Genomic DNA, 15,102 nt, shown 5'->3' with positions numbered 1-15,102 from the left:
TAAGTTACTGACCTATATACACGACCATTCCATAGTTTTCTTTCCGATAGCTCACATAGAGCACACGCCAAGCTCCGTGGGTTATATTGGGCAGAGCTACATCACTAACTTCATCTTGTGTGGTATAGGTAAAGAGCTTTTCCCCATGTAGTGAATAGATAGCAACGGTTGCGCTTTCTGCTGCTCCCTTAGGAAGCACAAGGCGCAGGCTAGCTCCGAATATATATGCTTGTGGCATGGTAAGCGTAGGCGATAGGGTGTCTGCTGCTTGTTCTAATGGCCTTATTAAAGCATCTATCCAATAGTAACCTTTGTAAGGACTACTTTCATGGTAATCACTCTCGCCTATCCGCTTGTATAGCGTCGCGCCCCCTATTTGGGCAGAAGGTTTGGTTCTACAAGGGACAAAGGATAGGGGTTTACCAACCTTGCTCTCCAATCCCACATAAAGGATCTGATCCTTAGCAATCTCTATTTCTCGTCCAAATGGTATATAGGCAGCTATAGGTCCTATTAGCGTACGCCCAACCTCTTCTGTAGAGGTACCACCTCCCACAAAACGTTGGAAGCTGGGGAGCGTAAAGTCTGCTCTATAGAGTTCTTCCTTGGTGCCATTAGCCGCCTCTTTATAAGCAACTAATTGCATTTCTTGTGATGCCGATCGGGTCATCTCCGCTAATATAATCAAGCCGGAGAGCATACTCTTTTCACGCACTCGGTAAGTAGTAAGTAAGCCGTCATATTCTGTAGGGGGAGCCACGAACTCGACCGAATCACGCCATGGCGCATAACGATGGTTGGAAAGAATCTTTGTGGTAAGCGGCGCGTAGGGATCAAATCCGTCACATTGCCTATTACCTGTACCGGTAGGATCCAAATAGGGTTTTAGATAGATGCTATCCACTCCGTTACCAGTCCAACAGCGCTCTACTGAGTAATAAAAATCATCCTTTGGCTCATTGCACGTAGAGCTACCTCCTGTGAGTGCCCCCACAATTTGCAAATTTTGATCTAATAGAGGAGAACCGGACGAGCCTCCTGCCGTAGTACCTATTTGCCACTTTTTGACATGATAATGAGAATCATACCAGTGCATCTGCCCTGCATCAAACTCATCTATATCAAGCGAAGCATCCCGACATAAGGAATAACGGGCAACAGAAGCCGTTGGGTGATGTATTCCATAAAAAGGTCCCTTGGGATTTGCATTCGCATTCCAACCGGCATAATAAGGCTGATAGACGGCAGGGATACCACCGGAAGGGGTTTTACCCTCACTTTCCACTCCTACGATACGCAACAAGCACAAATCCCTCCGCTCATCCAATGCCACTACCTCTGCACCTGCAAGGGTGTGCTCCTCTACGCCTCGTATAAGTTTATCGCCAATAGGCGAATAGAAGTTAAAGAAAAAGACGGACTGACGGGCAGACTCCTGTATATACTTCTTATTTCCGGCTCGACGAAAGCTCGCATTCACACAATGGGAGGCGGTAAGTATATAAGCAGTGCCATCCTTGGTCATATTATTGATCAGCACACCGCTACAAATCATGGATCCGCGTACCATCATTAATACCAAGCTGCGCTTTACCTCATCTAATTTGGGCAGCGATACGATATTTGGCGCGCAGGAATAAGTACCCCTCATCCATGGCTCACCAGTCTCGTATTTACTATCCCCAGGATGGGCATCAAAAGTGCGAAATCCATAGCCCACAGAAGCAAGATGCAGAAGCGGTTCCTCGGTTGTATTACTCGATGCTTCATAGCGAATGACTACTCGATCACCTGCTACAGGGGCAATGGGTAGTGCCTGTAGATGCGTATTATTAATTTCCGTAAATGCGCCTTTGAGCAGTTCTCCCACGGGAGATAAGATAAAAAGGCGTCCTCCCTGAGGTATGTAAAAGCGATCAAAATAGAGCTGAAGGCTCTTTGCTCCTTTGATCGAGAGCGCCAGCTCACACACTCTATTTCCCTTATGATCATGATGCCATACCCCCTTTTCAAGCACTGAGATATCTGTACTAACGGGCACTGCGATCCTATACCCGTCACGAAGCTGTGTGCTCTCTTCCACGCTCTCCATACTATCAATAATAGCCTGAGAGGGCGGCAGCAAAGAGATCTCCGAGAGCTCCGCAGTCCTCAGTTTAGAAGTACTTTCTGTAGGAGTAATAGGCGCTATAAGTTGAGCATGGATCAATGGCAGTGCACCGGCCATCAGACATACGCACAGCAAACTGCGTCTCAGCTTATGCAATAGAGTCACTTTCATCATATACAGGTAATGCTTATTTGTCTCAAAGTTAGCACATTCCAAGGAAAAGAAGCTCCTTCATGCATTTCTGCACAAAAGAGCTTCTTAAATGACAGGGGTAATCCGCCCCTTATAGGCAACTTCTTAACGCTTAGAAGTTAACACGCATACCTAAGTTCCAAGTACGTCCAATTCCGTAGTAAACACGTGCGTCTACACCGGTACGAACACCATTGCTATCTACCTTAGTACCATCTTTAGCATCTGAGATATACTCTTTATTGAAGAGGTTATTCACACCTCCGAAGATAGTAGCTCTAATCTTGTCGTAGATGGGGAAGTTGTAGCTTGCCTGAAGGTCTACCAGAGTATAATCCGGCATCTTCCAAGAGTCTCCCTTGTATGCCTGCAAGTTACCGTTCTTATCCTTTGAGATTCTCTGAGTAGGCTCAAAGTCAGCATAATTCTTACCAAAGTAGTTCAGCATACCCTTTACATGGAAGTTCTTGAACATCTCCCAGTCAATAGAGAGCGCTGCGGTCATCTGAGCAGCATTACCTACGTGTACCCCACTCAGGTCCACTTCACCTGAACCCAAGAAGGTCTGTGATTCGTCGTAGATATCATACTTAGCTTTACCACCCCAGAGCCAGTTACCCCAAGAGAACATACCATTGATGGTAAGTTCCTTGATAGGACGTGCTTCTACATCAAGCTCTATACCCCAGTGATTTGCGGCAAGGCCTCGATAGTTGAAGAATTGATTACGCTCCAGCAAGCTATTGACACGCACGAAACGATCTTTCCAATTCGTAAAGTATCCATTCAAGTTAACCGTTACATATTCATGATTCAATCCATAGCCAAGCTCTGCGGTAAAGACTTTCTCATTCGTCAGATTCTCATTTACTTCCGAGGTATAGTTAAGGAATGCACCGGCAAACTTAGGCGCCTTAGTGAAGTACCCTAAATTGAAGAAGATATGATTGAAATCCAAGAACTTGTAGGACGCACCTGCTTTGATACTGAATGGTACAAAGTTCACCATAGGAGAGTTCTTACGGGTAGCAATATCCTTTGTTCTGGGGTTATCAAGCAACTTTTTATAGTTATCGGCACGGTAGCCATCAGGTACTACATAGCGATAGCCTTCGTAAGTAAGCGATCCACTCAAGAAAGCATCGAACTCTTCGCTGGTAAATTCACCTTGTGCGAATACGCCCGTCCACAGCACCTTACCTAAGTTGTGGTAGTCATAGATGTCGCCTACGCCTAAGCTGGTACGCCCTTCTTGTACGTGGCTGTTCATCAACTGATTCTTATAGAACTTACCCCCTAAGAGGTCATAAATTTCCTTCTTATGATTACCTATATAATAGCGACCATCAAAGCCGGCTGTAACCGTAAAATATTCATCAATACGGTTGCGGTAAGTAGAGAGCAATCCATACCATTGGTGGCTATTGATACTATTACCAAGGATTACATTACTACCCTCATCACCCATAGCAGCATTGGCAGCCCAAACAGCATCCCAATCTACTAAGCCGCTACCGGTACGCATACCAATCTTCTGATTGATGTTTCCCCTGAAGGCCTCAATCCAGTTGGTATAATACACACTCTTACCATTTTCATCTTTGCCTACCTTACCATCTAAGCGACGGCCACCTCCCTGTGCGATAGACGCATAGAGTGCTGTAGAGAGTGAGCTCTTACCATCTATATTCCAGAAGTGGTTCAGTGAAATCTGAGGTTTGTGGTAGAAGTTGTGACGCGGCGTAAGAATCTTACCGTCATGCCAACCATATTCAAGGTTTGCCTTGATACCGTCGGGATGCGACTGCCACTGCTCTTGTGTCAGCATTTGATAGCGTTGGTTATGCCACTGTGGCGCTCCAAATGCAGTAAGTGACAAGGTATGTGATTCGTTGAATTTCTTGGATATATTCAAGAAATAGCTGTAGCTACGGAAGTTAGTTGCTTTAGCCCAACCATCTCCATAGCTCGTATTGGCACTGGCAGAAAGTGCCCAACCATTATCCATCAAACCGGTAGATACGTTGAAGCCATACTTCATATAGCCATCGTTACCCACACCCATGAATACATTACCGCCCTGAGTGGCGTCTACATTCTTTGTGATGATGTTGATGGTACCCCCAACCGAAGAGATGCCCAATCGAGATGCACCCAAACCGCGCTGTATCTGCACCAAGCTTGATACATCGGTCAGACCGGCCCAGTTACTCCAATAGACCTTGCCGTTCTCCATATCGTTTACCGGCACCCCATTGATCATAACTCCGATGTTTTCCATTCCGAAACCACGCAGTGTGATACGGGAATCACCATACCCCCCATTACCGCGGGTTACATATACAGAAGGAGTAGATTTAAGTATTTCGGGAAATTCGCTATTAAACGTCTTAGCCTCTATTTGAGCCATGCTCACGTTAGCCACCGGCACAGGGGTGTGACGATCCTTCGGCACAATAGACGCAATTACCTCTACAGCACCAAGAGAAACTGCCTCTTCATGCATCCATACAGTACCCAAGTCATAGCTTGTAGCATTGCCGGGAAGCTCTACTGAATATACTTTGTAACCTATACAGCTGAAGCTTATGCGGCGATTTGTAGCAGGTACTTCAAAGCGGAAATGTCCATCCAGATCCGTGGTAGTACCACGCAGTGCAGCACCCTGACCATTCGTTACCGATACACCTACCAGTGGCTGATGATTCTCAGCATCCAACACGGTCCCGGTTACGATGACCTGCGCACTCACTCCAAGTGCACCGGCTACAAAAATAGCCAGACACAGGAAAAAGCGTAATGCATTCTTTTTCATAACTTTTTTCGTCTTCTATTTATCTACTAATTGTATGCTTTTAGGGCTTGGCGCACTCTTTTATAAAACATTAAAGAGTACCTATTGCTCTACAAAGGTAGCTGTAATTTGTTACATGGGAGTAAAGTACTCCTGCAATACGGTTGAATTGACTCTTGCACATAACTGCGAACCGATTTACTCCGCTTATTCAGTGCTTCCTGAGCACGCGCACAAAACATCTATAACTTCCCATGAAAAGGTACAGATCTTTGGAATGAAAGATATAGATCTTTCAAATGGTATATCTATACTTTTTTTCAAAAAAAACTGAGGAACTATTAGGGGGGAGAGGATTGCGGGGAACCTATGGGCGAACGATTGCTCAGTTCAGTTGCAAGCTGTCGTACGACCCCAAGCTGTGGAATGCTCGTGAGAGCAGGCTGAACGGCAAGAGCCGTGAAGCTGAGACAACGAATGGCAAGTTGGAGCACTTGCTTCTTTCAGCGCAGTCGGCTTATCAAGCCCTTTGTGAGCGAGGAGTTGTCTTTACAGCGACTGACATCAAGGAGTTGCTACAAGGTAGTATGCAAAGCCAAATCACCCTTTTGGAGCGGTACGATCGAACGAGGGGAGAACAAACAACCTCGTGCATTGGATAGGGCATCGTTGGATAAGTTGCAGAGCCTGACCTTTGAGCCGTATGGGGTGAAGTTGGAGGCTGCTCGCGACCTCTTTCTCTTCGCCTATTATACGGGTGTTGCCTACTGCGATATGATTGTCCTTAATCGGGAGCATCTCTTTACAGATAATGAGGAGACATTCGTCGATTGCCAGCACGCAAATCAATGCCCAAATCACCGACCAGAAGCTTGCAAAGGATATGGACAGATTGATGGAGAGATACTGAAAAAGAAAAGAGAAAAGGTCCCTCGACGCTTCGCCTAAGGAAAAAGCTTGCACGCATGACTCCAGAGGAAATCTTCGAAATGGAATTATAATGCGTCAGCCCTGTTTTTTCCTACATTCGTAACCGTGTTGCACTTGACACTGGAATGTGTGATGCAAAATACTCATTTATAGGTATTGCGGAGATACCTTCAAATCTGCATCTTTGCATTGTGTTGATGTTATTTGGTAATCATTCTGCCATTTGCGTAATGTAAAGATAGAAACGAACATTTGGTCTATTGCAGAAGTCTAAGAGACTTCACATATTGAGATGGGAAGTATTGAAGCAAATAAACTCGTATACAAATGGATTATGAACGTTTTATCTCAAAACTATGATTCAAGAAAGAAGAATATATCATTATGGTTAACTTGACTGTTTCGCCTTTAAATTAATGTCATTATGACAGAGAGATACGTGTTTTTAACCTTAGTTTTCGTCTTTGTCTGTGTTTTGAAGATGCAGGCACAGAACCTTGAGACAGATATTATGAAGGTTTTGTCACAGGACGAGACAGTCCTCTCATTCAGCAAAGACGAGTCGAGGAACATATCTGGCATCCTCGCAAGCGGAGACGTAAAGTTCACCTCCACAAGCTGGAGACGCTTTCGGTCTTTAGAAATCAGATCAAGCGTCAAGCTATGCAGCAACTCATCGATGACCTAAACGACATCGCTCCATCGTCAAAGATACGAGGCAAAATCTTCAATGTCTCCTATGTCACCAGAGATGGTCAACCGTCTCTAGAGGAGCACAACGAGCTGACGTCAGAGCCGATCAAGCAGGCAGAGCGTAAGCAATGGACAGTCAATGGCTAGAAGGAGGGCGGTGGCGTCACCGTCATCACAGCTCTTCAAGAGTGTGTCACTCCATCAGCGGAGGCTTTGACTTGGTACCCGATAGAGAGTGGATGGGTCGTTGCTCCACAGCATCTAGATGGTACAGCTATCCTCTCCGTCTTCTCACTCGAGGGGGCACTGATATATAGAGGTCTTGCTAATCAAATGCTTGAGATACACACGCCACTCCATAAAGCATTACTAGTCTATGGGGCTCAGCGATTTCTATTGATACGATGAGAGACTATAGACAACTATACTATAACTTACATTTCAACAAATACAAACTATGACAAAACGAATACTTCACCCGATTGTCTTTGCCCTGCTTCTCCTCTTGGGAGGATGGGGCAGTAAGGCAAGTGGTCAGTCTAGTGAAGCGACTTATGCCGTCCGCTACACCCTACCCAAAGGTGTCTCTGACCTAAGATGTGTTACCTACCTACCCTCTGAGGGCAAGGTGGTAGTGACCTCAGGACGCAAGCTCCCTGTGGGTGCACAGCTTACCTTCACTGCAACTGTAGAGGCTGGCTATGAGATTGATCACTGGACGGTCAATGGTAAGCTCGCCCAGCATGAGCCTGAGGCGTATGGAGGTGCCAAGATGATGGAGATGGAGATGCCTGGAGAGGATATCAATGTCGTCATCGTTATGAAGGAGCCTAAGACAGCTACAGATGAATGCAGGGTTAGACTCACACCCTCTACGCCTGATGGAGGCATGCTCAGTGCATACTATCTTGAGCGCAACCCATTTACAGGAGATGAGGAGGAGATCCACATAGACGATGGCGATCGGGTTCCTAAATTCACAACACTCAAGGTTACAGCCGTGCCAAACTCAGGCTATACCATAGGGCAGTGGTACCAAGATGGTGTCGCAATAGAAGGCTCTAAGGGAATGAAGAGTGTGTCCGTAGTAGTCCGTGGCAATACTGAGATCAAGGTAGACTTTGAGTCCTCAGGACAGAGCTTCGAGGGGGTCGTCTTTACATTCCAAGAGGACGCTCCCAAGGGCACCATTACTGCCTATTACGAGGATGACAACTTCAATCATAAAGCCTTCCACTCGGGAGATAAAGTCCCTATGGGTAAGATGGCTTACTTCACAGCTACCCCAAAAGCGGGTTACGAATTTGACTATTGGACCCTCAATGGGGAGAAAGGGAGTCGCTATCTGATGGTTGTCGATGAGCACACCTGTAAGCTTACTGCAAAAGAAGACGACACCATCGGAGCCGTCTTCAAGCAGACCACTCCGGCAGGGCACAAGATTACGCTTACAGCAGGTGAGGGGGGTACGATCCAGTGCCTCCTATCTACTGGTTCAGAGGTGCAGTCTGGTAGCACTGTCGATGATGGTGTAGCTCTACGGTTCAACGCTAGGCCTATGAGCGGCTACAAGACAGATCAGTGGACGATCAACGGAGAGCCCTTTGCAAAGGGCAAGGGTCGCAACACCATCACCCAAAAAGCTGACAAGGACCTCAATGTCGAGGTCTCCTTCCTCAAGGACATAGAGCTTTACACGGTCGAGTATGTCGCAGAGGAGGGTGGTACTATCAAGAGTGCCACATACTATGATCGTACTTCTTACAACTACGTAGCCTTTCAGAGTGGCAAGGAGCTACCTAAGGACTCCGAGATTAACATTGAGGTCGAGCCAAAGGCGGGCTATGTCGTAGACCTCTGGTATCTCAATGATCAGCCTATTGATGCCTCCAAGGGCAAAACTAGCCAGACCATCACGATCCGTGAGAATAGCAAGATACGCATCACCTTTACTACTAAGCCAAAGCAGACCGTAACGTACACTGCTAGCACTGGTGGTACCATCCAAGGTACTCTGCTAGGTACCGCCTTTGACTCTGGATCTAAGCTCGATGAAGGCTCGTACATTATATTTACAGCTACTCCTGATGAGGGGTATGAGGTCGATCAGTGGCGCATAGATGGCGAGATAATCACGCGCTATGCTGGCAAGAAGGAGATACAGGAGCGTCTTGGCAATAAGCCTCTAAAGGTGGAGGTCTCCTTCAAGAAGCTTCCTGTCACTTTCCCCGTTGTCTTCACTGCTGGTGAGGGTGGTACTATTGTAGCTACTGTGGCTGAGGGATCGGCTCAGAAGAGCATCTCGAGTGGTGATGCCATCGTTCAGTACAGCCGGGTTACATTCACCGCAAAGCCAAAGAGTGGCTATCTTGTTGATCAGTGGACTGTCAATGATCAGCCTCAGCAGTTCTTTGCTGGTAAGCCAGAACTCACTCGCTCTGTTCGTGAGGCTCTCAAGGTACATGTAACCTTTAAGGAGGACAAGCCGGCTAAGCTATGCACGATCAACTATACCAAGGAGAATGAGTGGGGTACGCTCGTCGCTTATTATGACACGCAATCCTCTGGACGTATCAACGTCAAGCCTGGAGATAAGGTAGAGGAGGGATATATGATCACCTTCCTAGCTACTCCTAAGGAGGGCTACACCATTGATCACTGGACATACAATGGCACCAAGACTCCTACCGTCAAGCCCGAGATGCTGACCGTTACGGCAAAGGAAGATATGACGGTCGCCGTGGTATGCAACAAGGCAAAGCTATGTACCGTAACCTTTGATGCCGTAAATGAGGGTGGCAAGATGACTGCCTCTTACCTCAAGGACGAAGGGTTCAACGGCTACAAGGATGTCTACATCACGTCTGGCGAGCAGGTGCCTGCAGGTACTGAAGTGACCTTTGTCGTGACACTCACAGAGGGCTACACGCTGGAGTATTGGCTCGTAAACAACACGAAAAAGGAGTGTGACAGATACAATCCGCTCCGCCTACGAGAGCTTGTGATCAACGAAGATACAGAGGTTAAGGCCGTCTATAAGGCTCCTCAGAAGCCTCAGTATTCCGTCACCTACACCGCTGGTGAGGGTGGTCGCATTGTGGGACTATCTGGAGATGCTAAGTCTAAGGTGGATAGTGGATCTAAAGTGGACAAGGGAACAATGGTTCGCCTGATAGCTATAGCTGACACAGATAAAGGCTACATGATAGACCAGTGGACTATCAATGGAGAGGTCAAACCAGAGTATACTGGTAAAGTCTTCATCATCATACCTATCAATACTGATACCAAGATCTCTGTTTCCTTCAAGAAGCAGAATAAGTACAAGGTCTTCTTCACCTCAGACAATGAGTGGGGTAAGCTGACCGCTAAGTATTCACAACGAGGCTTCATTGATGTAGAGTCTGGTCAAGAACTCAAAGAAGGCACCATCGTATACTTTAGCGCTTCTGTCAAGGACGGGTACGAAATCGACTCTTGGACTTGTAATGGCAACCCAATCAAAGACTCAACTCCTAAGGGAGCCAAGATAACTCTGAAAACTGACTCTCGCATTGAGGTTCAGTACCACAAGCTCATCGTCAAGCATGCCGTCACCTTTACCGCTGGTGAGGGTGGTGCTATCGCTGCAACAGTTGGTACCGAGGCTAAGGCTATCCAGAGCAAGGATCAGGTAGAGCAGGGCGCGGTCATCACCTTTACCGCTACGGCTCAGGAGGGCTATGAGCTAGACCAATGGAAGGTCAATGGCAAGCCCGCCGTCGCTGGTGCCGATACGAAAATCGAGGGCAATAAGCTCATCGTCACCCTGGGCAACCAGGACCTCACGGTCGAGGTGACCTTCAAGAAGGTCATCGTCACCTACGAGGTTACCTACTCTGCTGGTGAGGGTGGAGATATCATCGGAGCTAATTACAATGGTCGTACGATCATACCTAGCGGCTCAAAAGTAAATGAGAATGACTACATGCGCTTTACGGCGAAGCCAAACACAGCGCAGGACTATAAGGTCGATCAATGGATTGTCAATGGTCAGGTACAGAGCCAGCTCACTGGAAGACCTTTTATAAACTGGCAGATTAAGACAAAGACCAACGTCAAAGTCACCTTCAGGAAGGAGCAGATGTATGAGGTCGACTACAAGCCAGACAACGAGTGGGGAACTATCGAAGCCTACTATTACGATGGTGGTCGCAAGGTAACTGTAGAGCCCAAAGCCAAGGTCAAAGAGGGGACCTTCGTAGAATTTCAAGCTACTGTCAAGGATGGCTATGTCCTAGATGGATGGACCAACAATGGTCAAGAAATTCCAGTAGCTGATATTGAGACCCTCAAGGCCAGCCTCACACTGCGAGCTGATGCCGTTATTGATGTCAAGTACCATAAGCTAGTTGTCAAGCATGTCGTCACCTTTACCGCTGGTGAGGGTGGTACTATCGCTGCAACGGTTGGTGCCGAGGCTAAGGCTATCCAGAGCAAGGATCAGGTAGAGCAGGGTGCTGTCATCACCTTTACCGCTACGGCTAAGGAAGGCTATGAACTAGACCAATGGATGGTCAATGGCAAGCCCGCCGTTGCTGGAGCCGATACGAAGATCGAGGGCAATAAGCTCATCGTCACTCTAGGCAATCTGGATCTCACGGTCGAGGTGACCTTCAAGAAGCTCATCGTCAAGCATGCCGTCACCTTTACCGCAGGTGAGGGTGGTACTATCGCTGCAACGGCCGGTGCCGAGGCTAAGGCTATCGAGAGCAAGGATCAGGTAGAGCAGGGCACTGTCATTACCTTTACCGCTACGCCTCAGGAGGACTATGAGCTAGACCAATGGATGGTCAATGGCAAGCCTGCCGTCGCTGGTGCCGATACGAAGATCGAGGGCAATAAGCTCATCATCACTCTGGGCAACCAGGATCTTACGGTCAAGGTGACCTTCAAGAAGCTCATCGTCAAGCATGTCGTCACCTTTACTGCTGGTGAGGGTGGTACTATCGCTGCGACGGTTGGTGCCGATGCTAAGGCTATCCAGAGCAAGGATCAGGTAGAGCAGGGTGCGATCATCACCTTTACCGCTACGGCTAAGGAGGGCTATGAGCTAGACCAATGGATGGTCAATGGCAAGCCTGCCATCGCTGGTGCCGATACGAAGATCGAGGGCAATAAGCTCATCGTCACACTGGGCGGTCGGGACCTCACGGTCGAGGTGACCTTCCGCAAGGTGAATGCCATCACTCAGATCTCCGAGGCAGAGCTAGCTGTCTATCCTAACCCCTTTGCAGAGCGTATCGTCATCACGATACCAGCAGAGCTTATCGGTCAGACAGCCTATCTAACCTCTATGCAGGGAGCGGTCGTCCTGCAGATGACTCTAGAGCAGACTGAGAACGTCATATACACCGATGCTCTCAGCCATGGCACCTATCTGCTACGAGTAGGTAGTCAGTCACAGCTACTGATCAAAGAGTAATGATGCCTCATAGGCACCTTGTCTAAGCCCCTGAGACTGCTCTCATAGTAGTCTCTACAATGCGAGGGAGGAGATACCGTATTTGGTGTATCTCCTCCCTCATTCTATATGTTCGGCGGTAAAGGCGTAGCCCCCACTTCCCAGAGTCTAGATGTTTCCAACGTTGGAAAGTGTTTGGGAACTTGAGAGCGCGATCGCCTCCACGGAGAAATTCCCCAAGGAGATTGTTGCACGTATAATAGGGCTGAATTATTGCATATCTAGTTGATTATTAGTATGTTTGTATTGTATTAGAAGGCACACTAGTTATCTCTATGAGCAAGATTAAACAGACCAAAGCACCCTCCTTTGCAGACATCGCAGTTATCGATAGACGCAACAAGATGAGAAATCCCTTTTTGAGTCAAATCAATCAACTGGTTGATTGGCGTCCCATTTCCAACTTGCTCAACAAACACTGCCTCAAGCAGGCGACCACCCCCATGGGAGCTCCCAGTTATCCACCTCTCTTACTTTTCAAAATTCTACTTCTAGAGACATGGTATGGGCTTTCCGACAGAGAGGTCGAAGAGCGCATCAACGACTCCATCTCGTGGAGTGACTTCCTAGAGTTAGACCTCACAAAAGCTTCTCCAGACATAGTACGATATGTCGTTTTCGTATAGAGCTTGTTGACAAAGGGCTTATAGAAAAGCTCTTTAAGCTCTTCAATAAGCAACTTCAGAAACATGGAATTATGACGATCAAAGAGGATGCTATAGTGGATGCCAGCATCGTTGACAGCCCTAATAAGCCCACTGGAGGGCGTCAAATAGTTATCGCCGACGATCGCGAAGATAATCGCACCGATGAGGAGAAAAAAGCTGAAGAGGTATAACAACAAACGGTAGTCTCAACCAAACGAGGAGTAGACTAAGAAGCCCGTTGGGTCAAGAAGGGCAAAGAGTATCGCTATGGTTACAAGAAGCACACCTTGACAGATTCTCAAGGACTCGTCCTAGAGGTCATCACCACTTCGGCAAACACTTCCGACACGACCCAAATCATTCCACTAGTTGAAAAGGCCGGACTTCCAGAAGAAACATGATATTAGCCGACAAGGGCTATACCTCCCAAAAGAATCGCACAGCTTTGAAGGATCTCAAACGAGAAGATGGTATTATGCACAAGGCTACACGAGGTAAGCCCCTTACAGAGAGTCAAAAGTCCTTGAACAGCTTGATCAGTGGCACTAGATGGGTTATTGAGCGCACCTTTGGCAGTATCATTCGTTGGTTTCATGGCGGACGATGTCGTTACCGAGGGCTTCGCAAGACCCATTATCAAAATCTTATCGAATCGTTGGCGTTCAATCTCAAACGTGCGCCCCAGTTGATTATGCAACAAAGCTAAAGGAAGCCCCTCTAGGAGGTCTCTAGACCTTCTAGAGAGGATAAAATGAAGCTTAAGGGCAGTCTAACTACACCAACAAGCGGACGATTTTATGGTAAAAAACTCAATCTGGTCGTCCTAAGTCAGCTCGTGGGCTTTTGCAACAGTCTCTTATTACCTGTCCGCAGGTGAAGTATCGTATGCCTTACGAGAAGCACATTGAGGAGCCACCCCACTTGGCAAGCTTCGTGGCATCGGTCAATGGCAACGACTTCCTCACAGACCCTACAGGGAGCAGACGTTTCCTCCCCTTTGAAGTATTGGCAATAGATATAGATAGTGCTAAATCAATCCTGATAGATGCTGTTTACAGCGAAGCCAAGACCCTATTGAATGACGGCTTTCGCTATTGGTTCAACGATGAAGAGATTGTCGAGTTGCATAGAAACAGCGAAGTCTTCCAAGTCTATACCGCAGAGATGGAGCTGTTGCTCCGCTACTTCACATTTCCCTCGGAAGCTGAAATAGCTACGAAACGCTTCTATATGACCAATTCGGAGATTGTGGGGTATCTCTCCTGCTATACCCGACAACCCCTCTCTCCCAAACGGATGGGCGAAGCCCTGCGCAGGGCTGGCTATACGAGGGAGTGTCGCAGGATAAATGGCAATCCCGTATATGTCTATGCCGTCCGTAAGATTTACCCCGAGCAACCACCATAGCACTCTGTTGTTGCACTCCCTTTGTAATACCCCTTTCTCTTTTCTTTCCTATTCTCCTTACTACGTTACTACAACTAAGGATAATACAGTGAAAGAGAAAGGATTACAGAAGACATTCATCTTACGACAGATGTTACTACAATCCTTCTACGCTTCTACAGCTTAATAGAGGACAAGTGGTGTAGACAGATGGTGTAGTAGGATAAACCCCGACGAAGTGTTACACTTTTCTCTTTCACTGTCAATCACTTACCCCAGTGTAGAAAGGTAGTAAGATAAAAAGGGGAAAACTCCAAAAAGAGAAAATAGAGAGAACAGAACATACAATGAGACAGCAAACAAAGAATACGAAGAACACGTGAACAATGAATACGAAGAACACGTGAACAATGAATACGAACAATCCAAAGACAATAGCAATGAACAACGAATATTACGATCTACAACATCTTAAGGCAATACCAATAGCCGAATATCTGCATACTACCTATGGTGTCGAACCTGCCAAGCGGTACAACGGGTATGCCCTTTATCATGCACCCTACCGAGAAGACTTCAATGCTAGTATGAAGGTAGACTTTCGGGAGAACTTGTGGTACGGCTACGGCATATTCGGGAATGTACAAGCGAAACTTCACGGAGGAAAATGCGGAGCTACGCATTACAACCAACAAGAAGCGTCAGCCTATTCTTATCATCAATGGACTATCTGTTCCAGATTGGTGCGAACAGAAATGGAAACAGCTTGTCAATCGTAATCGCTCGCAACGGCTGTAGAGATAAGACATCTTCTTCCCCTTTCATTGTAATGTTTGGGCTCCGACTA

At 47.1% G+C, this 15,102-nt stretch carries 4 protein-coding genes and 5 pseudogenes; 7 read left to right on the top strand and 2 right to left on the bottom strand.

What is annotated here, in order from left to right; genetic code table 11:
• Nucleotides 1–4 precede the first annotated feature (4 nt).
• Complete coding sequence (locus ACLWMH_RS00650) at nt 5–2,284, bottom strand: trypsin-like serine peptidase (RefSeq protein ID WP_411914840.1); 2,280 nt, start codon at nt 2,282–2,284, stop codon at nt 5–7.
• Nucleotides 2,285–2,414: 130 nt separating this feature from the next.
• The gene (locus ACLWMH_RS00645) at nt 2,415–5,117 is read right to left on the bottom strand and encodes a TonB-dependent receptor (RefSeq protein WP_411914839.1); all 2,703 of its coding nucleotides are present in this window, start codon (nt 5,115–5,117) and stop codon (nt 2,415–2,417) included.
• 278 nt (nt 5,118–5,395) lie between these two features.
• Between ACLWMH_RS00645 and ACLWMH_RS00640 the strand changes: the two are divergent.
• The 7 genes and pseudogenes from ACLWMH_RS00640 to ACLWMH_RS00610 form a co-directional block, all read left to right on the top strand.
• Nucleotides 5,396–5,912, top strand: a pseudogene (locus ACLWMH_RS00640) (hypothetical protein); the annotation flags it as partial.
• Between the two features lie 777 nt (nt 5,913–6,689).
• Nucleotides 6,690–6,866: a hypothetical protein gene (locus ACLWMH_RS00635; protein WP_411914838.1), complete on the top strand. Its 177-nt coding sequence runs from the start codon at nt 6,690–6,692 to the stop codon at nt 6,864–6,866.
• 310 nt (nt 6,867–7,176) lie between these two features.
• Entirely contained in the window at nt 7,177–12,183 is a 5,007-nt protein-coding gene (locus ACLWMH_RS00630; RefSeq protein ID WP_411914837.1) for an InlB B-repeat-containing protein, read from the top strand.
• Nucleotides 12,184–12,497: 314 nt separating this feature from the next.
• Nucleotides 12,498–13,575: pseudogene (locus ACLWMH_RS00625) on the top strand (IS5 family transposase).
• A gap of 143 nt (nt 13,576–13,718) precedes the next feature.
• Nucleotides 13,719–14,276: pseudogene (locus ACLWMH_RS00620) on the top strand (VapE domain-containing protein); the annotation flags it as partial.
• 419 nt (nt 14,277–14,695) lie between these two features.
• A pseudogene (locus ACLWMH_RS00615) lies at nt 14,696–14,884 on the top strand (toprim domain-containing protein); the annotation flags it as partial.
• A pseudogene (locus ACLWMH_RS00610) lies at nt 14,871–15,053 on the top strand (MobV family relaxase); the annotation flags it as partial. The pseudogenes ACLWMH_RS00615 and ACLWMH_RS00610, both read left to right, overlap by 14 nt.
• Between the last annotated feature and the right edge of the window lie 49 nt (nt 15,054–15,102).

Source organism: Porphyromonas miyakawae, from assembly GCF_045865415.1.
Lineage (GTDB): Bacteria > Bacteroidota > Bacteroidia > Bacteroidales > Porphyromonadaceae > Porphyromonas > Porphyromonas miyakawae.
This window is presented reverse-complemented; position numbering and strand designations above follow the sequence as displayed.